The sequence below is a fragment of the Streptococcus mitis genome (assembly GCF_005144795.1).
GTDB classification, from domain to species: Bacteria; Bacillota; Bacilli; order Lactobacillales; family Streptococcaceae; genus Streptococcus; species Streptococcus mitis_BB.
Genome location: NZ_SWFJ01000001.1, coordinates 132,011 through 156,945 on the forward strand (window position 1 = coordinate 132,011; position 24,935 = coordinate 156,945).

The 24,935-nt window shown below is 40.4% G+C and carries 35 protein-coding genes; all 35 read right to left on the bottom strand.

Going from position 1 to position 24,935, the window contains the following annotated elements; genetic code table 11:
• Positions 1-53 precede the first annotated feature (53 nt).
• The 35 genes from rpmD to mgtA all read right to left on the bottom strand — a co-directional run bounded on the left by rpmD (position 54) and on the right by mgtA (position 24,748).
• Entirely contained in the window at positions 54-236 is a 183-nt protein-coding gene (gene rpmD / locus FBF73_RS00535) for a 50S ribosomal protein L30 (RefSeq protein ID WP_000057241.1), read from the bottom strand.
• A 13-nt stretch (positions 237-249) separates the two neighbouring features.
• Positions 250-744: a 30S ribosomal protein S5 gene (gene rpsE / locus FBF73_RS00540; protein WP_000874202.1), complete on the bottom strand. Its 495-nt coding sequence runs from the start codon at positions 742-744 to the stop codon at positions 250-252.
• Between the two features lie 17 nt (positions 745-761).
• Complete coding sequence (rplR, locus tag FBF73_RS00545) at positions 762-1,118, bottom strand: 50S ribosomal protein L18 (protein ID WP_136936655.1); 357 nt, start codon at positions 1,116-1,118, stop codon at positions 762-764.
• Between the two features lie 83 nt (positions 1,119-1,201).
• Positions 1,202-1,738, bottom strand: coding sequence for a 50S ribosomal protein L6 (rplF, locus tag FBF73_RS00550; RefSeq protein ID WP_000086639.1), 537 nt, complete (start codon positions 1,736-1,738; stop codon positions 1,202-1,204).
• 187 nt (positions 1,739-1,925) lie between these two features.
• Positions 1,926-2,324, bottom strand: coding sequence for a 30S ribosomal protein S8 (rpsH, locus tag FBF73_RS00555; protein WP_000245504.1), 399 nt, complete (start codon positions 2,322-2,324; stop codon positions 1,926-1,928).
• A gap of 284 nt (positions 2,325-2,608) precedes the next feature.
• On the bottom strand, positions 2,609-2,794 hold the full coding sequence (locus FBF73_RS00560; RefSeq protein WP_001085697.1) for a type Z 30S ribosomal protein S14: 186 nt from the start codon (positions 2,792-2,794) through the stop codon (positions 2,609-2,611).
• A 17-nt stretch (positions 2,795-2,811) separates the two neighbouring features.
• Positions 2,812-3,354 carry a 50S ribosomal protein L5 gene (gene rplE, locus FBF73_RS00565; RefSeq protein WP_000013542.1) on the bottom strand — a complete coding sequence of 181 codons (543 nt, stop codon included), beginning with the start codon at positions 3,352-3,354 and terminating at the stop codon, positions 2,812-2,814.
• Between the two features lie 23 nt (positions 3,355-3,377).
• A complete protein-coding gene (gene rplX, locus FBF73_RS00570) occupies positions 3,378-3,683 on the bottom strand; it encodes a 50S ribosomal protein L24 (RefSeq protein WP_000497691.1) in 306 nt (101 codons plus the stop codon).
• A gap of 77 nt (positions 3,684-3,760) precedes the next feature.
• Positions 3,761-4,129 (bottom strand): 50S ribosomal protein L14, encoded by a 369-nt coding sequence (gene rplN, locus FBF73_RS00575; RefSeq protein WP_000616545.1) that lies wholly within the window; start codon positions 4,127-4,129, stop codon positions 3,761-3,763.
• Between the two features lie 25 nt (positions 4,130-4,154).
• Positions 4,155-4,415: a 30S ribosomal protein S17 gene (rpsQ, locus tag FBF73_RS00580; RefSeq protein ID WP_000440801.1), complete on the bottom strand. Its 261-nt coding sequence runs from the start codon at positions 4,413-4,415 to the stop codon at positions 4,155-4,157.
• 24 nt (positions 4,416-4,439) lie between these two features.
• Positions 4,440-4,646, bottom strand: a complete 207-nt coding sequence (gene rpmC, locus FBF73_RS00585) for a 50S ribosomal protein L29 (protein WP_000772918.1) — start codon at positions 4,644-4,646, stop codon at positions 4,440-4,442.
• A 9-nt stretch (positions 4,647-4,655) separates the two neighbouring features.
• A complete protein-coding gene (gene rplP / locus FBF73_RS00590) occupies positions 4,656-5,069 on the bottom strand; it encodes a 50S ribosomal protein L16 (RefSeq protein WP_000960946.1) in 414 nt (137 codons plus the stop codon).
• Between the two features lie 3 nt (positions 5,070-5,072).
• Positions 5,073-5,726 carry a 30S ribosomal protein S3 gene (gene rpsC, locus FBF73_RS00595; RefSeq protein ID WP_000529936.1) on the bottom strand — a complete coding sequence of 218 codons (654 nt, stop codon included), beginning with the start codon at positions 5,724-5,726 and terminating at the stop codon, positions 5,073-5,075.
• A 12-nt stretch (positions 5,727-5,738) separates the two neighbouring features.
• Positions 5,739-6,083: a 50S ribosomal protein L22 gene (gene rplV, locus FBF73_RS00600; RefSeq protein ID WP_000818137.1), complete on the bottom strand. Its 345-nt coding sequence runs from the start codon at positions 6,081-6,083 to the stop codon at positions 5,739-5,741.
• An 11-nt stretch (positions 6,084-6,094) separates the two neighbouring features.
• A complete protein-coding gene (gene rpsS, locus FBF73_RS00605; protein WP_000533766.1) occupies positions 6,095-6,376 on the bottom strand; it encodes a 30S ribosomal protein S19 in 282 nt (93 codons plus the stop codon).
• A gap of 103 nt (positions 6,377-6,479) precedes the next feature.
• Complete coding sequence (rplB, locus tag FBF73_RS00610) at positions 6,480-7,313, bottom strand: 50S ribosomal protein L2 (RefSeq protein ID WP_136936656.1); 834 nt, start codon at positions 7,311-7,313, stop codon at positions 6,480-6,482.
• A gap of 17 nt (positions 7,314-7,330) precedes the next feature.
• Complete coding sequence (locus FBF73_RS00615; RefSeq protein WP_001055347.1) at positions 7,331-7,627, bottom strand: 50S ribosomal protein L23; 297 nt, start codon at positions 7,625-7,627, stop codon at positions 7,331-7,333.
• Positions 7,627-8,250 (bottom strand): 50S ribosomal protein L4, encoded by a 624-nt coding sequence (rplD, locus tag FBF73_RS00620; protein ID WP_000024537.1) that lies wholly within the window; start codon positions 8,248-8,250, stop codon positions 7,627-7,629. The genes FBF73_RS00615 and rplD overlap by 1 nt, the downstream gene beginning before the upstream one ends.
• Positions 8,251-8,274: 24 nt before the next feature.
• The gene (rplC, locus tag FBF73_RS00625; RefSeq protein ID WP_061764350.1) at positions 8,275-8,901 is read right to left on the bottom strand and encodes a 50S ribosomal protein L3; all 627 of its coding nucleotides are present in this window, start codon (positions 8,899-8,901) and stop codon (positions 8,275-8,277) included.
• Positions 8,902-9,117: 216 nt separating this feature from the next.
• Complete coding sequence (gene rpsJ, locus FBF73_RS00630) at positions 9,118-9,426, bottom strand: 30S ribosomal protein S10 (protein WP_001284513.1); 309 nt, start codon at positions 9,424-9,426, stop codon at positions 9,118-9,120.
• A gap of 245 nt (positions 9,427-9,671) precedes the next feature.
• Entirely contained in the window at positions 9,672-10,298 is a 627-nt protein-coding gene (locus FBF73_RS00635; RefSeq protein ID WP_136936657.1) for a uridine kinase family protein, read from the bottom strand.
• Positions 10,295-10,885 carry an anaerobic ribonucleoside-triphosphate reductase activating protein gene (gene nrdG, locus FBF73_RS00640; RefSeq protein WP_136936658.1) on the bottom strand — a complete coding sequence of 197 codons (591 nt, stop codon included), beginning with the start codon at positions 10,883-10,885 and terminating at the stop codon, positions 10,295-10,297. Before nrdG ends, FBF73_RS00635 begins: the two co-directional genes overlap by 4 nt.
• Complete coding sequence (locus FBF73_RS00645) at positions 10,878-11,384, bottom strand: GNAT family N-acetyltransferase (RefSeq protein WP_124787530.1); 507 nt, start codon at positions 11,382-11,384, stop codon at positions 10,878-10,880. The genes nrdG and FBF73_RS00645 overlap by 8 nt, the downstream gene beginning before the upstream one ends.
• Before the next feature lie 43 nt (positions 11,385-11,427).
• On the bottom strand, positions 11,428-11,568 hold the full coding sequence (locus FBF73_RS00650; protein ID WP_000521618.1) for a hypothetical protein: 141 nt from the start codon (positions 11,566-11,568) through the stop codon (positions 11,428-11,430).
• A gap of 11 nt (positions 11,569-11,579) precedes the next feature.
• Positions 11,580-13,787, bottom strand: coding sequence for an anaerobic ribonucleoside-triphosphate reductase (gene nrdD, locus FBF73_RS00655; protein WP_169435147.1), 2,208 nt, complete (start codon positions 13,785-13,787; stop codon positions 11,580-11,582).
• 119 nt (positions 13,788-13,906) lie between these two features.
• Entirely contained in the window at positions 13,907-15,412 is a 1,506-nt protein-coding gene (locus FBF73_RS00660; RefSeq protein WP_136936660.1) for a damage-inducible protein CinA, read from the bottom strand.
• A 195-nt stretch (positions 15,413-15,607) separates the two neighbouring features.
• Positions 15,608-17,140 (bottom strand): cardiolipin synthase, encoded by a 1,533-nt coding sequence (gene cls / locus FBF73_RS00665; RefSeq protein ID WP_136936661.1) that lies wholly within the window; start codon positions 17,138-17,140, stop codon positions 15,608-15,610.
• Between the two features lie 426 nt (positions 17,141-17,566).
• Positions 17,567-18,031 carry an SP_0198 family lipoprotein gene (locus FBF73_RS00670; protein ID WP_125410857.1) on the bottom strand — a complete coding sequence of 155 codons (465 nt, stop codon included), beginning with the start codon at positions 18,029-18,031 and terminating at the stop codon, positions 17,567-17,569.
• Between the two features lie 84 nt (positions 18,032-18,115).
• The gene (locus FBF73_RS00675) at positions 18,116-19,366 is read right to left on the bottom strand and encodes a folylpolyglutamate synthase/dihydrofolate synthase family protein (RefSeq protein WP_125410856.1); all 1,251 of its coding nucleotides are present in this window, start codon (positions 19,364-19,366) and stop codon (positions 18,116-18,118) included.
• Between the two features lie 454 nt (positions 19,367-19,820).
• Positions 19,821-20,126, bottom strand: coding sequence for a DUF1292 domain-containing protein (locus FBF73_RS00685; RefSeq protein ID WP_000017620.1), 306 nt, complete (start codon positions 20,124-20,126; stop codon positions 19,821-19,823).
• Positions 20,127-20,141: 15 nt separating this feature from the next.
• Positions 20,142-20,561, bottom strand: a complete 420-nt coding sequence (gene ruvX / locus FBF73_RS00690; RefSeq protein ID WP_033628869.1) for a Holliday junction resolvase RuvX — start codon at positions 20,559-20,561, stop codon at positions 20,142-20,144.
• A 3-nt stretch (positions 20,562-20,564) separates the two neighbouring features.
• Positions 20,565-20,831, bottom strand: coding sequence for an IreB family regulatory phosphoprotein (locus tag FBF73_RS00695; protein WP_000507059.1), 267 nt, complete (start codon positions 20,829-20,831; stop codon positions 20,565-20,567).
• An 86-nt stretch (positions 20,832-20,917) separates the two neighbouring features.
• Entirely contained in the window at positions 20,918-21,487 is a 570-nt protein-coding gene (locus FBF73_RS00700; protein ID WP_124787525.1) for an SP0191 family lipoprotein, read from the bottom strand.
• Positions 21,488-21,553: 66 nt separating this feature from the next.
• On the bottom strand, positions 21,554-21,952 hold the full coding sequence (spx, locus tag FBF73_RS00705) for a transcriptional regulator Spx (protein ID WP_000591165.1): 399 nt from the start codon (positions 21,950-21,952) through the stop codon (positions 21,554-21,556).
• A 135-nt stretch (positions 21,953-22,087) separates the two neighbouring features.
• A complete protein-coding gene (gene mgtA, locus FBF73_RS00715) occupies positions 22,088-24,748 on the bottom strand; it encodes a magnesium-translocating P-type ATPase (protein ID WP_124787524.1) in 2,661 nt (886 codons plus the stop codon).
• Between the last annotated feature and the right edge of the window lie 187 nt (positions 24,749-24,935).

Sequence of the window (24,935 nt, forward strand, 5' to 3'; positions counted from 1 at the left end):
ATGACTATATCTAGTTTTAGGGGATGGTATAGTGCACATCCCCTAAAAATTCATTAGTTTACTTCTTCAACTGTTACCAAGTGAGATACTGCTGTGATCATACCACGGATAGCAGCGTTATCTTCTTTAATAACAGAGCTGTTCAATTTGCCAAGTCCAAGTGCTACAACAGTTTTACGTTGTGATGGAATGCGTCCGATTGGAGACTTAGTCAAAGTAATTTTAATTTGAGCCATTTTATCCCCTTTCTTATGCCAAATCAGAAACTGAAATACCACGAAGGGCAGCAACTTCTTCAGCGCGTTTCAATTGTTTCAAACCTTCAACAGTTGCACGAACAATGTTGATTGGAGTGTTAGAACCAAGTGATTTAGATGTAATATCTGCCACACCTGCCAATTCCACAACGGCACGAACTGCACCACCAGCGGCAACTCCAGAACCTTCTACAGCAGGTTTCAACAATACTTTAGCTCCACCAAATTCTGAAAGTACTTCGTGTGGGATTGTTGTTCCAACCATAGGAACTTCGATCAAGTTTTTCTTAGCATCATCTACTGCTTTACGGATTGCTTCTGGAACTTCTTGAGCTTTACCAGTACCAAATCCTACGCGACCGTTGTGGTCACCAACAACAACAAGAGCTGCGAAACGAAGACGACGTCCACCTTTAACAACTTTTGTAACACGGTTGACAGCAACTACGCGTTCTTCTAATTCAACTGCATTGTCTTTAAATGCCATTTTCTAGTGTCCTCCTATTAGAATTTCAATCCGTTTTCACGAGCTGCATCAGCCAAAGCTTTCACACGTCCGTGATATAGATATCCACCGCGGTCGAACACCACTTCTGAAATACCTTTAGCGTTTGCACGTTCTGCAACGAGTTTACCGACAGCAACGGCTTGTTCAGTTTTAGTTCCTTTTGAAACTTCTTTGTCAAGAGTTGAAGCACTTGCGAGCGTTACACCCGCTACGTCATCAATCACTTGAGCGTAGATGCCTGTATTAGAACGGAATACGTTCAAACGTGGGCGATCAGCAGTTCCAGAGAGTTTTCCGCGAACGCGACGGTGGCGTTTTTGGCGGACTTTGTTTTTATCTGGTTTTGAAATCACAGTTTTCACCTCTTTAGTTTTAAATCGTGTGCTATGCACAAAGTTGGAAAATAGGTTGGTGGTTGAGAATCAACCACTCAACATTATTTACCTGTTTTACCTTCTTTACGGCGAACGAATTCACCAACGTAACGGATACCTTTACCTTTATATGGTTCTGGTGAACGAAGGCTACGTACGTAAGCAGCTGTTTGACCAACTACTTCTTTTGAAATTCCGCTAACAATGATTGTTGTTGGGTTTGGAAGTTCAAAAGTAATTCCTTCTGGAGCTTCAACTTCGTCTGGATGAGATTTACCAACAGCCAAAACAAGTTTAGATCCTTGAAGTTGTGCACGGTAACCAACCCCGCGCATTTCAAGTTCTTTCTTGAATCCTTCTGATACACCAACAACCATGTTGTTCAAAAGGGCACGAGTAGTTCCGTGGATAGTTTTCATTTCTTTTGAATCGTTTGGACGGTGAAGAGTTACTTCAGTACCTTCCACACGGATTTCAATATCTTTTGAGAACTCACGAGTAAGTTCTCCTTTAGGTCCTTTTACAGTTACAACGTTGTCATTGTTAGTGAGTTCAACACCAGCAGGCAACACGATAACTTTATTACCAATACGTGACATGTTTATTTTCTCCTGTTAAATTGTCAGGCCAGAACGGCCAGTTTTCACGGGGTTAAATCGATTTCTCGATTTAAAGGAACATTTAGGTTTCAATTTCAAAGTGAATCTAGGCATCGTCTCGCAGGCATAACTTTGGGTTAGGCAAGAGACGATAACGAAGAGTCACAAAGAAATTGGAAGCTAAATATTACCAAACGTAAGCGATAACTTCCCCACCAACATTCTTTTGGCGTGCTTCTTTATCAGTAAGCAAACCTTCAGAAGTTGAAAGGATAGCAATTCCAAGTCCGTTAAGAACTTTTGGAAGGTCTTCACGTTTTTTGTAGACACGAAGTCCTGGTTTAGAAACACGTTTCAAGTTAGTGATAACTTTTTCACCGTTTGGTCCGTATTTAAGGAATACACGGATGATGCCTTGTTTGTCATCCTCGATGATTTCAACGTTTTTTACAAAACCTTCGCGTTTAAGGATTTCAGCAATCCCTTTTTTGATGTTTGATGCAGGTACTTCAAGTACTTCGTGTTTAGCTTGGTTAGCGTTACGAATACGAGTTAGGAAGTCTGCGATTGGGTCAGTCATAACCATTTTGTTTTTCTCCTCTTACTAGTAGTTTGCAAGTTGCACTTGCTAGTTAATACATGATACAAAGAGCGTAACAGCACGAGCAAAAATAGGCAATTTGATGCAGGAGCGATGCTCCAAAGCAAATTGGTCTTTTTTGCCAAAGCTGTAGTTCGTGTTCAAATTGGCAAGCCCAACTGAACCCGGGCTAAACTCTGTGTGAAAAAGATAAACTTTCCTAGAAACTTCAGTTTCTTCGTCAAATTTCCTATTTTCACTTAGAGTTTTGACGCCCTTGATATCTTAAATTACCAAGATGCTTTAGTTACACCAGGAATTTGTCCTTTATAAGCTAATTCACGGAAGCAAACACGGCAAAGTTTAAATTTGCGGTAAACTGAATGTGGACGACCACATTTTTCACAACGAGTATAAGCTTGAGTAGAGAACTTCGCTGGACGTTTGTTCTTAGCAATCATTGATTTTTTAGCCATTAGATTTACCTCCTATATTATTTTGCAAAAGGCATTCCAAGGCCTGTAAGCAATGCACGTGACTCTTCGTCAGTGTTAGCAGTTGTTACGATAACGATGTCAAGACCACGAGTTTTGTCAACGTCATCGAAGTTGATTTCTGGGAAGATCAATTGTTCTTTCACACCAAGTGTGTAGTTTCCGCGTCCGTCAAATGATTTTGTTGGAACACCGTGGAAGTCACGTACACGTGGAAGTGAAACTGAAACCAATTTATCCAAGAATTCGTACATACGTTCACCACGAAGGGTAACTTTTGCACCGATCGCAACACCTTCACGAAGACGGAAGCCGGCGATTGATTTTTTAGCTTTAGTGATAAGTGGTTTTTGACCTGAGATGAGTGCCAATTCTTCAGCAGCTTTTTCAAGACTTTTAGCGTTTGATACAGCTTCACCAACACCCATGTTCAAAACGATCTTATCTACTTTAGGCACAGCCATCACTGATGAGTAGTTGAATTGTTCTGTCAAAGCAGGAACTACTTCATTAAGATATTTTTCTTTTAAACGATTTGCCATTATACTTCTCCTTTCCTTCGTGATTAATCAAGCACTTCGCCTGATTTTTTGTTGTAGCGAACTTTTTTACCGTCTACAAATTTGTAACCAACACGACCAGCTACACCATTTTTGTCCAAAACTTGAACGTTTGATACGTGGATAGCTGCTTCTTTCTCGATGATACCACCTTGAGGAAGCTCGTTAGTTGGACGTTGGTGTTTCTTAACGATGTTAACACCTTCAACGATAACTTTGTTTACTTTTGGAAGGGCAGTAAGGACAACAGCTTCTGTTCCCTTATCTTTACCAGCGATTACGCGAACTTTGTCGCCTTTTTTTACAAACATTAGGTTTCTCCTTGATTTTTCTTACGCCCATAAGGGCACCCTAGCTTGAAGCTAGGGGACTAGTTTGTTTCTAAAAATTAAAGTACTTCTGGAGCAAGTGACACGATCTTCATAAAGCCACCTTCACGCAATTCACGTGCAACTGGGCCAAAGATACGTGTTCCGCGAGGAGTTTTGTCTTCACGGATGATAACTGCTGCGTTTTCGTCAAATTTGATGTATGAACCATCAGCACGACGAGCACCTGATTTAGTACGAACGATAACTGCTTTAACAACGTCACCTTTTTTAACCGCACCACCAGGAGTAGCTTGTTTTACAGATGCCACGATAACATCACCGATGTTTGCAAATTTACGTCCTGAACCACCAAGAACTTTGATAGTCAAGATTTCGCGAGCACCGCTGTTGTCTGCGACTTTCAAACGAGTTTCTGTTTGAATCATTTCAGTTTTCTCCTTTCAGGTTTGATTAGATGATGACCGCTTCTTCAACAACTTCTACAAGACGGAAACGTTTTGTAGCTGAAAGCGGGCGAGTTTCCATGATACGTACGATATCGCCTTCTTTGGCAACATTGTTTTCATCATGAGCTTTGTATTTTTTAGAGTAGTTAATACGTTTACCATAGACTGGGTGGTTACGTTTTGTTTCAACTACAACTGTGATTGTCTTGTCCATTTTGTCAGATACAACACGTCCAACAAGAACTTTACGATTATTGCGTTCCATTGAAATTTCTCCTTCCCTAGTCTATTATTTCGCTTCAGATTGAACTGTTTTGATACGAGCGATTTGTTTTTTAACTTCTTTCAAGCGAGCTGTTTGTTCCAATTGACCAGTAGCAGCTTGGAAACGAAGTTCAAACAATTCTTTTTTCAATTCGTTTTCGCGCTTCGCGAGTTCTTCTTGAGAAAGACCACGAAGTTCTTTAACAAATTCTTTTACTTCATTAAGTTTCATGCCTTCTCCTTATTCTGCTTCACGTTTTACGAATTTACATTTAACTGGCAATTTGTGGCTAGCAAGACGAAGCGCTTCGCGAGCGATCTCTTCAGATACACCAGCGATTTCGAACATCACTTTACCACGTTTAACTGGTGCTACCCAACCTTCAGGCGCCCCTTTACCAGATCCCATACGCACACCGATAGCTTTAGCAGTGTATGATTTGTGTGGGAAGATTTTAATCCAAACTTTACCACCACGTTTCATGTAACGAGTCATGGCGATACGAGCAGCTTCGATTTGGCGGTTAGTGATCCAGTGGCTAGTTGTAGCTTGAAGACCGTATTCACCGAATGCTACTTCTTTTCCACCTTTTGCTTCACCGCGCATTTTTCCACGGAATTCACGACGGTGTTTAACACGTTTAGGTACTAACATTGGTTATTTACCTCCTTTAGTGTTTTTGCGAGCTGGAAGAACTTCACCACGGTAGATCCATACTTTAACACCAAGTTTACCGTATGTAGTATCTGCTTCTTCCCAAGCGTAATCGATATCTGCACGAAGTGTGTGAAGTGGAACAGTTCCTTCAGAGTATCCTTCAGCACGGGCGATATCTGCTCCGTTCAAACGACCTGATACTTGAGTTTTGATTCCTTTAGCTCCAGCACGCATTGCACGTTGGATTGCTTGTTTTTGTGCACGACGGAAAGCAACACGTTGCTCCAATTGACGAGCAATTCCTTCACCTACAAGGTGAGCATCCAAATCAGGTTGTTTGATTTCGATGATGTTGATGTGTACTTGTTTTCCAGTCAATTTGTTAAGTTTCGCACGGAGTGCATCAACGTTAGCACCGCCTTTACCGATAACCATACCTGGTTTAGCAGTGTGAAGTGAAACGTTAACTTTGTTTACTGCGCGTTCGATTTCGATAGTTGAAACTGCTGCGTCAGCAAGTTCTTTTTGAACGAATTTACGGATTGCAAGATCTTCATGAAGGTAATCCGCGTATTCTTTTTCAGCATACCATTTGGCATCCCAATCACGGATGATGCCGACACGCATACCAATTGGATGTACTTTTTGACCCACGATTTTACCTCCTTATTTTTCTGCAACAGCTACAGTGATGTGAGCTGTACGTTTGTTGATTGGTGAAGCTGAACCTTTCGCACGTGGACGGAAACGTTTCATAGTTGGTCCTTCGTTTGCGAATGCTTCAGATACTACCAAGTTAGCTTTATCCAAACCAAAGTTGTTTTCAGCGTTAGCTACAGCTGAGTTCAAAACTTTCAAGATGATTTCAGCAGCTTTGTTTGGAGTGAATGTCAAAATTGCGATTGCATCGGCTACGCTTTTACCACGGATGTTATCAAGAACAAGACGTGATTTACGAGGTGAAACACGTACTGTACGAGCCATTGCTTTAGCTGAAGTAATTTCTGCCATTTATGTTCTCCTTATTTTCTACGTGTTTTCTTGTCGTCTGCAGCGTGACCTTTGTAAGTACGAGTTGGTGCAAATTCACCAAGTTTGTGACCTACCATGTCTTCTTGGATGTAAACAGGTACGTGTTTACGTCCGTCATAAACTGCAATAGTGTAACCAATGAAACTTGGGAAGATCGTTGAACGACGTGACCAAGTTTTAATAACTTTTTTCTTTTCGTCGTTAGCTTGAGCTTCAACTTTTTTCATCAAATGCTCATCGACGAAAGGTCCTTTTTTAAGACTGCGTCCCATTTTTATATTTTCTCCTTTAAATGTTGTACCACAGCGGCTTGCGCTCCTATGGAGCGCTACCGAGCTGGCGGATTTACTAGTTGCTTAAGCAACTAGTTTAATATTATTTCTCGTTGCGACGACGAACGATAAGTTTGTCAGATTTCGCTTTCTTGTTACGAGTTTTAAGACCAAGAGCAGGTTTGCCCCATGGAGTAGATGGCGCTTTACGACCAACTGGTGCTTTACCTTCACCACCACCGTGTGGGTGATCGTTAGGGTTCATTACAGAACCACGAACTGTTGGGCGGATACCTTTCCAACGGCTACGTCCTGCTTTACCAAGGTTTACAAGTCCGTGTTGTTCGTTTCCGACAACACCAACTGTAGCGCGGCAAGTTCCAAGAATCATACGAACTTCACCTGATTGAAGACGAACAAGAACGTATTTACCTTCAGAACCCAATACTTGAGCAGATGCTCCAGCAGCACGTACCAATTCACCACCACGACCTGGTTTCAACTCGATGTTGTGGATCAAAGTACCAACTGGGATGTTAGCAAGTGGAAGAGCGTTTCCGACTTTGATATCTGCTTCTGAACCTGAAACGATACGTTGACCTACTTCAAGACCTTTTGGAGCGATGATGTATGCTTTCACACCGTCAGTGTAGTGTACAAGAGCGATGTTTGCAGAACGGTTTGGATCGTACTCAATTGTTTTAACAACTGCTTCAACGTTGTCTTTGTTACGTTTGAAGTCAACCAAACGGTAGAAACGTTTGTGTCCACCACCTTGGTGACGAACAGTGATACGACCGTTGTTGTTACGACCAGCCTTGCTCTTCAATGCAACAAGCAATGATTTTTCAGGAGTGCTTGTTGTGATTTCAGCGAAATCCAAAGAAGTCATATTACGGCGACCGTTTGTTGTTGGTTTATAAACACGAATTCCCACGATATTTCCTCCTTAGATTATTCAGCTTCAGCAGCAAACAACTCGATTGCTTTTGAATCAGCTGTAAGTGTGATGATAGCTTTTTTAGTTTTGTTTGTAAAACCAGTGTAACGTCCAACACGTTTAGCTTTTGGTTTTACGTTGATTGTGTTAACATTAGCAACTTTAACACCTTCGAAAGCAGCTTCAACAGCTTGCTTGATCAAAAGTTTGTGTGCACGAGTGTCAACTTCAAATACATATTTGCCTGCTTCAAGTTGAGCCATTGAGCTTTCAGTGATTACAGGTTTTTTGATAACATCATACAAATTCATTATGCAAGAACCTCCTCGATTTTAGAGATAGCTGCTTGTGTGACAAGAAGTTTGTCGCTATTTGCGATGTCAAGAACACTTGCAGTTGTAGCAGTTGCAACTTTCACGTTTGGAAGGTTACGAGCTGAAAGAGCTGCGAATTCATTTCCTTCTTCAAGGATAACAAGAACTTTAGAATCGATGCTCAATGCTGCAAGAACTTTTGCAAATTCAGCAGTTTTTGGAGCTGTAAATGAAAGAGCGTCTACAGCTACGAATTTGTTTTCAGCAACTTTTTCAGAGTAAACTGATTTAAGAGCTAGGCGACGAACTTTTTGTGGAAGTTTGTAGCCGTATGAACGTGGAGTTGGCCCGAAGACAACACCACCACCACGCCATTGTGGTGAGCGAATAGAACCTTGACGAGCACGTCCAGTTCCTTTTTGACGCCATGGTTTGCGTCCACCACCTGATACTGCAGAGCGGTTTTTAACAGCGTGTGTTCCTTGACGAAGGCTTGCGCGTTGGCTGATGATCACATCAAACACAACTGATTCATTTGGTTCGATACCAAATACTGCATCGTTAAGAACAACTTGGCCAGCTTCTTTACCAGTTTGGTCAAATAATGTTACGTTTGCCATTGTGACTGATTTCCCCTTTCTTTATTATTTACCAGCTTTAACTGCTGATTTGATAGTGATAAGAGATTTCTTAGCACCTGGTACGTTACCTTTGATAAGGATAACGTTCTTTTCTGGAACAACTTGTACAACTTCAAGGTTTTGAATTGTTACACGGTCGCCACCCATACGTCCTGCAAGGTTTTTACCTTTGAATACGCGGTTAGGCGCAACAGGTCCCATTGAACCTGGACGACGGTGGTAACGAGAACCGTGAGCCATTGGTCCACGTGATTGTCCGTGGCGTTTGATAACACCTTGGAAACCTTTACCTTTAGAAGTACCAGTTACGTCAACAACGTCTCCAGTTGCGAATGTTTCAACTGTGATTTCAGCACCAACTTCCAAGCCTTCAACGTTTTTGAATTCACGAATGAAGCGCTTAGGAGCCGTGTTAGCTTTCGCTACATGTCCTTTAGCAGGTTTGTTGCTCAATACTTCGCGTTTGTCATCGAAACCAACTTGGATAGCATTGTATCCGTCTGTTTCAACAGTTTTAACTTGAAGAACAACGTTTGGAGTTGCTTCAATAACTGTTACAGGGATCAATTCGCCAGCTTCAGTGAAGATTTGAGTCATTCCCACTTTTTTCCCTAAGATTCCTTTTGTCATGAGAAAATAGTTCCTTTTCTATATTTTTTATTCAAAAAGTTTTTAACGAGCGTTTTTTATGCTCAAGTCTAAGATACAAAGGGCGTCAAACTCAAAGTGAAAATAGGAAACTGACGCAGTGTCTAGCAGACACTAGGAAGTTTATCTTTTTCACACCGAGTTTAGCCCGTGTTCAATTAGATTGAAACACCAGCCTCTGCTCTTTTATATTTTAGATTAAAGTTTGATTTCTACGTTTACACCACTTGGAAGATCCAATTTCATCAACGCATCAACTGTTTTTTGAGTTGGGTTAACGATATCGATCAAACGTTTGTGTGTACGCATTTCAAATTGTTCGCGAGAGTCTTTATATTTGTGAGTCGCACGAATGATTGTGTAGAGGCTACGTTCAGTTGGAAGTGGGATTGGACCCGCAACTTGTGCGCCTGTACGAGTAGCTGATTCTACGATTTTTGCAGCCGCTGTGTCAAGCGTACGGTGTTCGTAAGCCTTCAAACGGATACGGATTTTTTTGTTTGCCATCTTTTTCTCCTTTTCGTCTATTTAAGATAATAGGCTAGCTCCACAAGAAAACCGACGCGATGTTGCGTGGCAATGCAACCGAGCGTGTCGCAACCTCTTGCATCAAAGCTAAGGCTGTAATTTACAGCACCATAATAGAATAACACAAAGCCCCTGCGATTGCAAGGGATTTGTTGCTGTTTTTTCGTTTTTTTTACGATGAAACTGTTTTCTTATTTTTTCTTTCTAAAATTAGAGATTTTCTTCTATATAAATTGAGTTCTCTTGACCTCAAATTTACCTTCTGATTGGTCCACTAAGATATTCGCCTTAGACTCCGTTTCTTTATAATATCGCAGATACTGCTCCCGTCTCATCTGATGACTAGCCAATACAAAGGATGCATCACGATTTCTCACAGTCGTATCTCGAGCTAGACGCCGCTTTAATTCGGTCTCCTCATCCGTGTAGAAACAGATGGTTTTGTCAAAGAGTTCCTTGGGTAAAAAGCCTACAGACATCCCTTCGACAATCAGAACTGGTTTTGCTCCAGACAAGACCTCACTAGCCTTCCAAGGCTCTTCAATTGTCAAGACATCCATACCCGCCTGCAAGGCTAAGATATCTCTCCGCAAACTCGCCAATTCATGCGCCACTGGCAGACAGGCTGTCACCTCTTGATTCGGCGCATCCTTTGGTACTACCAGATGGCGTTCCGAGGTGATATAAGGATCTGTTTCTAGCAAATTTACTGTAGTAGAATCTAAAGCTTGGTACAATTCCTGTGTAAAGATTGATTTACCTGAAGCTCCATGACTGTATATTCCCAGTGTCCTGACTTTTCCCTTTTCTATTTCTGAAACAAGCTGGTCTATTAAGTCTTTTCTCTTCATTCTCTCTTCACCTGTTCATAGCTTTCTTTTCCGTCATTGAGTTTGTCCCAAATCACTACTTGCCCACTTTTGAGGGATTTTTGCACATCGATAATTCGTTGATTGGAAGAACCTCGAAACTGGAGCATGAGATTCCTCTTAGTTCGATCGTATCGTCCATCGACAAGAATGTCAATCAATGATAAGAGTTCCAGTTTATCTGGAGTTTCCAACATCATTTCTTCCCATGTATAGCCCGTCCAGGACCAGATATCCTTATCTGGCAATTCCTTCCGAATCCGCTTAACGAGTGGCAAGAGAATACCCGTATTGAGAAAGGGCTCCCCTCCCAGTAAGGTTAATCCCTGAACATAAGGCTGGGCAAGGTCTGCCATGATCTGTTCTTCTAATTCTGCTGTATAGGGAATGCCAGCATTGAAGGACCAAGTCGCTACATTATAACACCCCTCACAGTGAAACATGCAGCCTGATACATAGAGAGAGTTACGCACACCCTCTCCATCCACAAAATTAAAGGCCTTGTAATCAATAATACGCCCTTGACTAAGATCCTCGCTTTTCCATTCTTGTGGTTTTGGATTATTCATTCGCTACCTCTATCCAATAACGCTCGACTCCGTTACGAACATCCTCAAGGAGCCCACCATTTGCTAAAATGACTGCTCTGCTAGCAGGATTATTCACGCTACAGGTCACAAGAGTTCTCTTGATGTTCTTTTCCTTAGCAACTTGCAAGCCCTGACGGAGAGTTTCCTTAGCATAACCCTTGCCTCTTTCTGATGGACGAATGGAGTAGCCAATGTGGCCACCTTCTTCTAGGAGAAAGTTACTGAGGCGCAACCGAAGATTAAGAAATCCAAGTGCTTGACCTTTCTCAGAAAAAGCTACTAACTGAATTGCGGGAACCCATCCTTCAGTCAAATTAATCCCCATTTCCTGATTCTGATTACTTTCCAACCATTCCTCATAAGAAAAATTTTCTGTATCCCAGAAACCACCGTCGTGAGGCGACTGATATTTTTCAAACTCTGCCATCATCTCTAAAACTGTTTCTTTATCTGCTAATCTTGGTCTGCGTAATTCCATCCTTACCTCCCACTAAGAGAAAAGCGAGAGCTGACTCTCACTTTTATTTCTTCTTATTCTTATTTAAAAATTGTTCTCTGAGGTTGAGCAAGCGTTCTTTTTTACCAGCTCCACCTTTAGAGTGTTTCTCGTGATAACGGGTCACTTGTGCACGCCCCTTATCGTCTAATTGATATTTTCCCATTTCACTTCTTCCTAATTTGTTACTTGATGCCCAGCTATTTTAATCGTTGAGCCATTCATGTGTTTGACACGTGCAGCGATTTCCTTGTGACGTCCATTGACCATAGGTCTAGCTTGAGGATTACCTAAATAGCCACAAGTCCGCTTAACAACGTCTACTGTTTTAGGGTCGCTATTTCCACAGTTTGGACAAGCAAATCCTCTCTCAGTTGGTTCAAAATCCCCTTCAAAGTCACACTTGTAGCAACGGTCAATTGGTGTATTGGTGCCTAAATAGCCGACACGGTCATAGGCATAGTCCCAGACAGCTTCCAAGGCCTTTGGATTTTGCTGAAGGACTGGATACTCACAATAGTGGATAAAGCCACCTGACGCACCTGCTTCTGGATAGACTTTCTCAAAGTCCAATTTTTCAAACGGTGTTGGATTTTTACGAACATCGTAATGGAAAGAATTGGTGTAGTATTCCTTATCTGTAATATCAGGAATAGAACCAAACTTCTCTGTATCTAGTCGGCAGAAACGGTCTGTCAAACTTTCAGATGGTGTTGAGTAGATAGAGAAATGGTAGCCATATTGATCTGACCACTCTTCTACACGGCGTTTCATATCGCGAATGATGTCTAGCGTGAATTCCTTAGCATCTGGATTGCTTTCCCAGCTGTTACCAAAGAAAACAGTCGCTACTTCATACAAGCCGATATAGCCCAGTGATACTGTTGCTCTACGATTCTTAAAGAGCTGGTCAACACTTTCTTCTTTACCTAGACGATGACCAAAAGCACCGTATTGATACAGGATAGGAGCATTGGCTGGTGTCGCTTCCTTGGTCCGTTCGACACGGTAAACCAGAGCATCTTCTGCGATATTCATCCGCTCGTTGAAGATTTCCCAGAACTTGGTCATATCACCTTCAGATTCGAGGGCGATACGAGGCAGATTAACTGTCACAACACCTAGATTCATCCGACCTGAATTGACCTCGACACCATTTTCATCCTTCCATCCTTGGAGGAACGAACGGCATCCCATAGGCACCTTGAAGGATCCTGTTAAGTCAACAATCTTATCATAAGATAAGACGTCTGGATACATCCGCTTGGTTGCACACTCTAGAGCCAACTGCTTGATGTCGTAGTTTGGAGTTCCTTCCTCTAAATTGAGTCCTCTTTTTAGCGTAAAGATGAGTTTAGGAAAGATAGCCGTACGATGCTCCGAACCAAGACCCTTGATGCGAATATTTAAAATTGCCTTTTGAATTTCACGCTCAAAACGATTGGTTCCCAGACCAAAACCTAGCGAAGTAAAAGGTGTTTGTCCATTTGAAGTGAAGAGAGTATTGATTTCATACTCAAGAGATTGCATGGCATCGTAGATGTCTTTTTGGGTTTTCTTCCAAGCGTAATCTTCCCGTTTGTCAGGTAAGACCCATTCTTCCGCATCCTTGAGGTGTTTTTGATAATTCTTCTCTGCATAAGGCGCCAAAACTTCATCTATACGGTCAGCTGAACAGCCACCGTACTGGCTAGAAGCAACGTTGGCGATGATTTGCGAAATCTGAGCTGTTGCAGTCTGAATAGACTTAGGACTTTCTACCTCTGCATTTCCAATCTTAAAACCATTTTCCAACATACCCTTGAAATCAATCAAACAGCAGTTGGTCATAGGTGTATAGGGACTGTAGTCCAAATCGTGATAGTGGATATCTCCCTTTTGGTGAGCATTGGCTACATGCTTAGGCAGCATTTGCAGTCCAATTGATTTCCCAACGATACCCGCTGTCAAATCACGCTGGGTATTAAAGACATCACTGTCTTTATTAGCATTCTCATTGACAACGGCCTGGTCTTTGTTGAGAAGTTTATGGATGCTAAAGTTGATATCCGTCGCTTTTGAACGCTCAAAATCCCTTTGTGTCCGATAAGTAATATACTCCTCAGCTAGCGCATATTCTTTGGCTTCAAGGAGTTCATGTTCTACGATATTTTGAATTTCGTAAATCTTAACCCCCTGTGGAAAGCGACTATGAATTTCTATGACAATTCGCTCGGTCAGAGCATTGAGGCGTTTTTCGACCAAGGGTGTCACATCCATAACCTTGTCTGCCGCCTTGTGGAGAGCCTTGTCAATCTTGTCCACATCAAATACAACACGTCTCCCATCTCGTTTCTCGACGAAGAGAGTTGTCAAAATTGTAATTTTTTCTTCTAGTGCAATCATATGCATGCTCTTTTCTAAAATGTTCTTTCTAAAAAGTATTATACCACTCTAAAAAGAAAAATCAATATCTTGTGGTAAAAATCCTAAAATTTTTAAAAATACACAAGATATTGATTTGATTATTTTAATTTATATAGTTTGAATTCGTTCGTATCCGTCTTAATAAGTTCATATTTTTCACTAAGCAAAGTCTCTACATCTGACCACAAAGCCACCTGTTGATTAACCATAATCATCTTCGGTTGATTCTCCTTCAGGTCATTCATAAGCTTGGTTTTATTCTCATCGCTTGCAGTATAGAGAGTTGGGATCAATAAAGAACTTGGTGCTAGACGTTCACTTTCTAGATAAAACTCGGGACGGTTATCCCACGCATATACACGATCTTCAACACTCGTTTCCTTTTTGACGACACTCGCAAGACGGGCTCTTTCTTGATATGCTGATGGATGAAAAACATAACGACTCAAAACTGGTAGAAGCAATAAATAAGCTATTGCAACAAGCGGTAAATATAAATTACTTTTTAGGAAAGAACCATCGCCATCATTTCTCCGACGACGATTCACTCTATCCTTACCCTTAATTTCTGTTATAAGGAGTAATATCAAGAATGGAATCAGCAGGACTAAACGTGAACCATACGCTGACTCTTTAGATAAAATCAACATAGACAACACAAACAGCAATCCTAAACTAGCAACAAGTGATAATGAATATTGCTTGGCTGGTTTTAATTGGAATAAGCCCTTAAAGAGAAGAGTGAGAAAACCAACCCCAATAGCAAGCAATCCATAGAAAATTGCATTTTCAATCAAAAGATTATTTGCAAACAGACTCACTGTATTTAAGGGGTAAAAAGTTTGACTAATCGCATCACCAAAACTTCCTTGCAAGACCGTAAAATAACCTAAAGGATAAAAGACAATAGAAAATCCAAGAGCAGCTGCAAAAAATTGATACAATCCATGAACAAATCGATGCTCCGCCACATTAAAACCGATCAATGCCAAGGCAATCGTAGCTACAAATAAAGCTGTAGGCAATGGAGCAAGGAAGAATGCTAGAGCAAAACTCATTCCAAGTCGCAAAAATCCTTTATCACTATCCGGATAAGACAAATACTGCGTCACAATGTGCAAAGAGTAAAATAAAAATGGTAATGCTAGGAAAAGGGCATAACCTCCACCAAAACCAAGTCCTGCAACGAGGAGATAAAATACAAACACAACTTGCTTGGCCTGCTCACTTTGGTCGGTAAGAGTATCTGCTGCTTTAAAAAGGAAAATACCTGCCCCAAACAGAGCCAACCATTCCACAAGAGAAATTAAAACACTCCCTTTCAAAAGATAAGCTACTAAATAATAAAGCAAGCCATTAGTCCCAAAGTAGTCTGTATAAATCTGACCAGTTTGATGCAAGGCCCATCCAATATAAAGGTCCTGAGTCTGTTGAGGGCTCATTAAATCAAAAATAAAAGGTAGGACAACAGAAATCACTGTTGCAATCAAGCTTCCAATCAAAATACTAAAAAGCGGAAGCAGAGTTTCCTTTTTTTCTGGTAATGTCCAATCTGGATAACGAGATTCTTCATAGCTCTCATCTTTTTTTCCATATACATTCATTCATTTTTCCTCCAAGTTTATCTGTTTTAGTATATCAAAATCTTACCGGAATGTCAGCCCGGGATTGATATTTACCTTATATCCTATCTAGAATAGCGATTCATTTGATGCTACAAAAACAATCTAGCCTCCCGAATTGAAAGTCTCCCTTAACCATATAAAAAAGATTTAACTCAAGGTCAAATCTTTTTGTTTTTAAAGCATCGGTGCGAATAATTGCACAATTTCTTTGATAAGAGTTTGATACCACCTTGGTTTAATGGTGTAGGAATTGATTTCTCGTGAAACTTGGAAAATTCCTCTAAAATCCTCCGCAATATCCAGAATTGATTGGGTTCGATATAACAACACTGCATTTTCATAGTGATGAACCAGACTACGATAATCAAAATTAATAGTCCCAACGGTTGCTACCTCGCCATCAACGATCATTTGTTTACTGTGAAGGAAACCTGGACTGTATTCGTAAATACGGACTCCTGCCGAAAGCAGATCTAAGTACGCTCCTCTAGTAACTAATTGTATTACTTTCTTATCTGGAATATAAGGTGTAACAATTCGCACATCTACCCCTCGCAGGGAAGCATTTTTAATACTTTCAGTCAAATCATAGTCAATGATAAGATAAGGGGTCGTAATATAGATATAATCTGTCGCCTGATTGATGAGATTCTGATAAACAGTTTTTCCCACCTGAGCTCGATAAATGGGTTTAGGTCCGCTACTATATGGTATACAAAACCCTTGACCATCTCTCGGTTGATTCTCAAGGTGATATTGATCGAAATCACTAATTTCCCCACAATTTATATACCAAGTTGCTAAAAAGAGTCTTGTTAAAGCCTTGACCGCTAAACCATCTAAACGGATACCACTATCCTTCCAATATCCAAATCTCTCTACATGATTGATATACTCATCTGCAAGGTTAACACCACCAGTGTAGGCAATCTGACCATCAATAATTAAGATTTTACGGTGATCACGATTGTTATAAGCAACTGTCAAACGAGGAATTACCTTGTTAAACTTATGGGCCTCAATTCCTCTTCCCCGAAGCTGAATAGTATAATCACCAGGTAATGTTGCCATACAACCGATGTCATCATAAAGCATTTTCACTTCTACACCTTGGGCGACTTTTTCTCCCAAAATCTCTAAAATACTATTCCACATCAAACCTTCTTCTACAATATAATACTCTAAGAAGATGAACTTTTCTGCTTTCCTAAGATCCTCCAGCATCTGTTGCCACATACTTTCTCCAGAAGCAAAAAACTTTGTATCTGTTTGATCATATACATCTGCATTTGTATCCATACTGAGAAGTGATTTAATAACTCCATAAGCAGATTTGTCTTGTTCCTTTAATTCCAAACGCAAAGCTCTACTGTTATCCTCACGATGAACCATGGATTGCAATTGTTCCAGTTGCTTCATTTCTTTCTTGGACAAACGACGTTCTCCAAACATGATATACAGCAAAGGCCCAAACACTGGAACAAAGGCTACTAAAAGCCATGTTACCTTACTCTCGGGATTCATAGAACGATTAACAATCGATACAATGGTCGCTAAACTCACTAAAATAACAAGTATAATCCAAATAATAGGCGCCATTCGCCCCAGATAGAGAAATACACCAAAAACAAGAACTAACTCAGTCAGCATAATGGTAATACTAAAACCATACTTGGACATGAGCAACTGTATTTTTCTAGTTTTCATACATCCCCTTTCTTTTTTATCCTTCTCCCTAACCACCTAGTTAATAGTTGTTTCCATTAGTATACATCAGTTCACAGCTAGATGGCAACAATTTACTCTTTTTCTCCTTGAATTTAGTAGGCATTCGATCAAGTTTACAATCCCAGTACCAGTATGGGAAATCAATATCCTAATCTTACATGATATAAAAAGAGTTTTCAAGATAATCCTTCTTTTTATGATAAGCTCTATTTTCAAATATACCATCCACTTGATTTTATCTTCATAGGAAAGCTTTGATAAAATTAAAATATCCCTAGAAAGGTAGTTAAGGTATTTTACCTTGGAAATTTCAGTACGTTTCAACAAATCTTTTTAGATAATGTTTGAGACTTTTAAAACCAAAAAATTCCAATAGAATCTATCGGAATTTTTGATAAATAAGCTTTACTTAGATAAAACGATACGATCTGAAGCGTCTCTATCCATATCGTCAATAATCATCTGATTTCCATTAATTGCATAAATCTTGGCATCATCCCCAATAATCATGCGTTGATTGGCGGCATCGAAGCTAACCTGCTTGATTTCTTGATCTCCGTCAGTTTCTACCTGTGTCCATGTACCAGTTGTTCCAGTTACCACTAAAGTGATACGGTCTCCTTCGTCCTGACCAGTATAAGTTCCATCAATATTAGTTGGTTGGGCTGTAACTGTATTTTGTGAAGAACTTGTTGTTGCCTGGTTTGAATTTTCTGCCGAAGATGAAGCAGCAGGTTGTGATTGCTGAGTTTGTTGAGTTTGCGATTGAGCTGCTGGTTGTTGAACCTGTTGAGCTCTTTGTGAGCAAGCTACTAAGAGACTAAGACTTGCTAGAGAAGCAAGAGAAAGTGTGAATATTTTTAATTTCATGATGAATTTCCTTTCTTCTACCAATTTAGAGAATGTTTCTTCTAACTGGTGGTTCCACTAGTATAACAAGTTCAAAAAAGGAGGTCAATTTATCTGCTCATGGGCCAGCAAGTAGCCCCGTACTTCTGAGATAAAATAGAGAGACCCTGTAATGAATAACAAGTCTTGAGTGTCTGCTCTTTCTTCGAAACTGCTGATAAATTCGCGATAAGAAAGAATTACATCGTAACCTGTTATATCTGTCTCATCTAAAGAACCCTGATAATCAAAGCCAGTTACCTTGAGTTCCACCTGAGGCAAATTCTCAGTCAGATAACCTAACATCCCTTGATAATCCTTACGTTTCAAGGCTCCAAATAAGATTTGAGGACGATAACCTTCCTGCTCTTTTTCTTTGATAAATTCAACCAAGCGGGTCAAGGCAGGGAGGTTATGAGCACCGTCCAAATAAATCTGAGGACGAATACGCTCTAAACGACCAGCCCAATAGGTCTTCTCCAAAGCCTGTCTTACAGCCTGCTCATTAACAACTTCCTTTTCTTCCCTCATAAAGAGAAGAAAAGTTTGCAACGCCAAGGCCGCATTCTCCTGCTGATAAGCTCCTTCTAAACCTATTTTCAGCTGCAAAATATTTAGTAAAGAACTTGAAAAATCACCATTCAACATTGAAAAATCCTGACCTGTCTGATAAAGGTCAACAGCTAAAGATTCGGCTTTTTCCTGACAAACAAGCCTAGCTTCTGAAGACAACTTCGCAATCACTGCCTTCTTACCAGCCTTAAAAATACCAGCTTTCTGCTCTGCGATTGCTTCTAGACTATCGCCCAGAGTCTCCTGATGGTCAAGTCCGATGGAAGTGATGACAGCAATCTCTCCGGTTACCACATTGGTCGTGTCAAGTAAGCCACCAATTCCCACTTCCAGTAGAACCAAATCAACCTCTTGCTCTCTAAAATAAAGAAAAGCAATCAAGGTCAGCAATTCAAAAAAGGACAACTGATCATGGGTTTGCAGAAGCGTTTTCTCCATCTCCTTGACCTGCTCAGCCAAACGAATAAAGTCTATGTCTGCTATAGGTTGCCCGTTAATGCAGATTCGATCATTGATAGAGACGATATGAGGGGAGGTAAAGGACGCAACTTTTTTGCCATGCCCCATAAATAACTCCCTCATAAAAGCAATGGTAGATCCTTTCCCATTAGTCCCAGTGACGTGGATAATAGGGTAAAACTTTTCGGGATTTCCTAACAAATCCACCGCTTGTTGCATTCGCCCCAAACCTGATCGAAAATTCAAACCAATCCGACTGTGAAGCCATTCTTCTACTTCAAACATATATATCTCCTTGACAAAAGTCCAATCAATTACCACATCAAAGCATGATGACTAATAAAAACAAGGCCAGGATTTTCGTCCCGACCTCTAACCTGGTTAGCTAATAACTAGCTACTATGAATATTAACTTGAGCTAAAAACATCCACTTGATGTTCCAACTCTTCCAATTTCTAGGAGTTTTAGTGATACAGTCTCCCAGACTTACTTACGGTCTTTATTTTTAGCGTAAGGGTAAAAACGTCCCCGGACTTACCAGCTCTTTTTTATTTCAAAGAGCTGGGCTAAAAACATCCACTGAATGTGCCTGCATTTCTAATTTCTAGTGCAAGGCTAAACACGTCCACTGGACGTTCCTGCGTTTCTAATTTCGGGCGCAGGGATAAAAACATCCACTGGACGTTCCAACTCTTCCCAATTTCTGGGAGTTGGGCTGATACAGTCTCCCAGACTGTATCACTCCTCCATAAAGCTGTTGAAGACTTCTTCAATCATGTTCCATTCGTCTTCTGAGTCTTCTGGGATTGGTTGCAATTCGCCTTCTGTTCCATCTTCGTTTTCGATGAATGAGTAAGCTTGGATTTCAACTTGTCCGTCTTCGTCTTCTTCTGCGTTAACTGGTACTAGAAGAACATAGTTTTTACCAAATTCTTCTTTTCCGTCAATCGTCAAAAGGATTTCAAACAAGGTTTCATTTCCTTGCTCATCTACTAGTGTAATTAATTCACGTTCTTCGTGGTCGTGGTTATGATCGTGTGACATAGCCTCTCCTTTGTATTAAAATTTTCTATCTAAATAATTTTGTAAAATCAGCTGAGCTGCTAACTTATCAATGACTTTCTTACGCTTGTTACGGCTGATATCTGCTTGTTCAATCAACATGCGCTCTGCGGCAACTGTTGTCAAGCGTTCATCTTGATAGTCTACTGGTAAATCAAAAAGCTCTTCTAACTTTGCTCCGTAAGCTTGACTAGCTTCCACGCGCGGTCCGCTTGTATTGTTCATGTTTTTAGGCAAGCCCACTACAAATCGTTCCACCTTGTATGTATCAACCAACTCTTTAACGCGATCAAAACCAAATTGGCCTTGTTCCTCATTGATTTGGATGATTTCAAGCCCTTGAGCTGTAAAACCGAGCGGATCGCTAATGGCCACCCCTACCGTTTTTGAACCGACGTCCAATCCCATAATTCTCATAGATTATAGATCGACTCCTTGTCCTTTTAGGTAGTAGCGAACCAATTCCTCAACGATTTCATCACGCTCATACTTACGGATTTGATTTCGTGCATTATTATAACGAGGAACGTAGGCAGGGTCTCCACTCAATACGTAACCTACGATTTGGTTAATTGGGTTGTAGCCCTTATCGTTCAACGAAGCATAGACATCAGTCAAAGTTTCGCTAATTTCTTTTTTATTGGAATCGTCCAATTTAAAACGTACTGTTTCTTCAGTAAATCCCATTCTAACACCCTCTTTCCTTAGAATAGTACCATTATAGCATAATTCCTTACGTTCTACAATTCAGGCAGTCTATTGATTTGGATTTTCTACTGTTCTGTCGCGCCATTTGCCAATCTGTCTGCTACATATTGACTCGGTTCATTTTTCAAAAGATTTTCCAAGCCAATATTCTTTAGATATTCAACCTGTGAAGCTTTTTTGATATCTAAAACCTGAAAATCATAAGTAGTTGTTGTTTGAATTTCTGTTTCACTTAGTAGCTTCGTCTCAAGAGTAAAACCTGGCAACTTGCGTGCTTCCTGAATCGAGGTATCTTTACCTTCAGCTTCAATAAGGGCTTTTTGGGTAGCCTCTACACCATGCTCAGTTACAAAAGTCTTCAATTCATCGGTAACTGGTCTTTTCTGAATAATAGTCAAACTTAAAAATTGTTTTCCTTTATATGTGACCGTTTGAATCTGCTGACTACCGTCTGTTGACTTCGGTAGCATAAATGTTTTTGTAACTACTGTATTCTTCTCAGCATTCTCTAGGACAGGTAAGGTTGACTGTAACGTTTCAGATTCACTACTAGAGGACGCAGTTGTCGCTTTTTTTTGCCCACATCCAGCAAGCAAGAAAAGTAGTGCAAAACTTGTAATCAGTATTTTTTTCATAATTCCTCACATCATTTTTGAATTAAAAGAGTAAACAAGGCTAGGAAGCACTCCCAGCCTTGATGTTTATAGAGCTGCACGCAAACGTGCTTCTGCATTTTCTACATTACGGACAGAGCGTGGTAGGAAGGCACGAATATCGTCTTCCTTATAGCCAACTTGCAGGCGTTTTTCATCTACAAGGATTGGGCTCTTTAAAATTCTCGGTGTTTCCATAATCAGATTGAGGACTTCATTGACACTCAAATCTTCAATATCCACTCCAAGGGCTTTGGCATAGCGATTTTTAGATGAAACAATGCTGGCTATTCCGTTATCTGTTTTGGTTAGAATATCCAGTAATTCTTCTCTAGTAATTCCTTCTTTACCAAGGTTTTGTTCTTTATAACTTAACTGGTGGGCATTGAGCCAGGTTTTCGCTTTTTTACAGCTAGTACAACTTGAGACTGTATAAATTTTAATCATGTACCTACCCCTTTCGCTACATGTTACTATCAGTTTAGTCTATTATACCATAAAAAACATCCGACTTGCGACCTATTTTTAAATTTTTTTGACTTTTTTCGTCATTTTCGTACTTTTTTCTTGACAAAATGAAATTTACAGCCATTCTTTATATTTCTTGATATAGATTTTTTTCACAATTGTCACGCTAATCATGTACAAAATGATGATAAAAATCAAAAAGATGAAATAAATCGGTTTCAAAGGAGTTAAATGAAGAAAGCTAGCTAGTAGACTGTAGGGAAGGAAGGTCACAAAGGCTGCAGCCAATAAGGTTGTCACAAGGACTAGCCAAGCTGGACGACTTTGTAAAAAAGGAATGTTGGCTGAACGCAACATATGGATAACCATGGTCTGCGACCACATGGACTCGATAAACCAACCCGTTTGGAACAAAACAATAAAGCCTACGGCAGACTCTGCCCCATGAACGTAAGTTTGACCTGTTGTCATAGGTACAATGATAAAATAAAGCAAACTGAAGGTCAAAATATCAAAGGCAGAAGAGATAGGTCCCATCCAAATCATGAAACGTGTGATGGACTTAGCTTCCCAGGTATGCGGATTTCTCAAAAAATCTTTATCCACCTTGTCAAAAGGCAAGGCAATACAAGACAAATCATAGACTAGATTTAGGATAATCAAATGAACTGGAGCCATCGGTAAAAATGGTAAAAAGATTCCAGAGACCAATAGGGATAAGATATTTCCAAAATTAGAACTCACTGTCATTTTGATATATTTGGTCATATTGGCATAAACCTTACGACCTTCAACAAGTCCTTTTTCAAGCACCATTAGATCCTTATCAAGCAGGATAACATCAGCTGTTTCTTTGGCAATATCTACTGCTGTATCAACAGAAATCCCCACATCTGCAACTTTCATAGAAGGAGCATCATTGATTCCATCTCCCATATAGCCAACAGCATGACCATTGGCCTTAAATTGCAAAATAATCCTTGCTTTTTGATCAGGAGAAAGTTTGGCAAAGACTGTTACCTCCTCTACGGCTTGGGCCAATTCTTGATCACTCATCTGATCAATTTCAGACCCCAACAGCATCTGATTGATATCCAAACCAACCTTTTCACAGACTGCTTGGGTAACTTTTTCGTTGTCTCCCGTCAAAATCTTTGTTTGAACCCCATGCTCTAACAGTGCCTTAATTGCTGGTGCTGCAGATGGTTTAGGAGGATCTAGGAAAGCTAAATAACCAGTTAGAATCATATCTCCTTCGTCATCAACTGTATAGGCATGACCTTCCCTCAAACCTGACTTATAGGCCACTCCCAAGACACGCAAACCTTGTTGATTTAGCTGTCTGACTTCTGCTAAGATTTCTTCTCTAATAGCATCTGTCAAGGGAGTAATCATTCCATGATATTCCGCATGACTGGAAATCATCAACATTTCCTCAAGGGCTCCCTTAGTTACCAAACTAACCGTTTCGTGTTCATCCTTAACGATAACACTCATCCGTCTACGTTCAAAATCAAAGGGAAGTTCATCTATTTTTTGAAAGGTTTGAGCCAGATTTTGCAAGAGGGCGTGTTCTTTTGCTTCCTTTTCAGTCCGCTTGATAATAGCTCTGTCCATCAAATTTTTCAGACCAGTTTGAAAATAGGAATTGAGATAGGCCCGTCTCAAGACGGTCAAATCCAAGCGCCCGTGGATGTCCAAGGGATATTCTAGAACGATTTCATCTTGGGTTAAAGTTCCTGTTTTATCTGTACACAAGATATCAATCGCCCCTAAATCCTGTATGGCATTGAGTTTTTTGATAACCACTTTTTCCTTGGCCATGATAATAGAACCCTTTGCTAGGCTAGCGGTAATAATCATAGGCAGCATCTCAGGTGTCAATCCAACACCGACACTCAGTGCAAATACACCTGCCTCTAACCAATCACCATCTGTTAAACCATTGGACAAGAAAACGATGGGAACCATAACCAACATCAAGCGAATCAAGAGCCAAGAAATACTATTCATCTCCCGTTCAAACGAAGTAGGCTCATCATAGGTGTTTAGAGTCTGCTCAATGGCTCCCATCATGGTAGCATCACCAACCGCCAAAACTACAGCCTTAGCACTACCAGACAAGACATTGGTTCCCATAAAGGCCAAGGATTCAGCTTCGAGAAGGCTATCAGATTGTTGGTCTATTGCCCTGGTCAAGGCCAATTTTTCAACTGCATCACTTTCTCCTGTCAAACCAGACTGTTGTACAAAGAAATCGCGCGACTCAAATAAAAGAAGATCTGCTGGAATCATATCACCAGCGCTTAATTTAACCACATCACCTACTACCAAATCATCGATAGGTACTTCTTGAATTTCCCCTTGACGAATGACAGTCGCTGTGTTAACAATCATTTTTGAAAGATTGGTGGCTGCCTTATCACTGCGGAGTTCTTGAACAAATCGAATGCCACCAGAAATGAGGACTAGGACAACAATGATAATAGAAGTCGTGGGATCCTCTTGACCTGATTTTGCCAACCAAACATTGGTCACTAAAGATATAGTAGCAATGACAAGCAAGATAATTGTGAAAGGATTGATAATCGATTCGTAAATCTTTTTCAAAATCGAATCTTCTTGGCCTTTGGTAATCATATTTTCTCCATAGAGGCTACGATTTTTTTCGACTTGTTCCTCTGTCAATCCGTTTAAACTGGTATGATAAAAAGTTAGACTCTCGTCTAAAGGGACTTGAATAGCTGTCGCTAATCTTTCTTTTGTAGTTTTCATGTATTCTCCTTCCTTAGTGAGAATAGCAATTTTTACTCACTTTCTCACTCTAAACAAGGAGTCACTCACTGTCTAATACTCAATGAAAATCAAAGAGCAAACTAGGAAACTAGCCACAGGCTGTACTTGAGTACGGCAAGGCGACGTTGACGTGGTTTGAATTTGATTTTAGAAGAGTATAAATCTC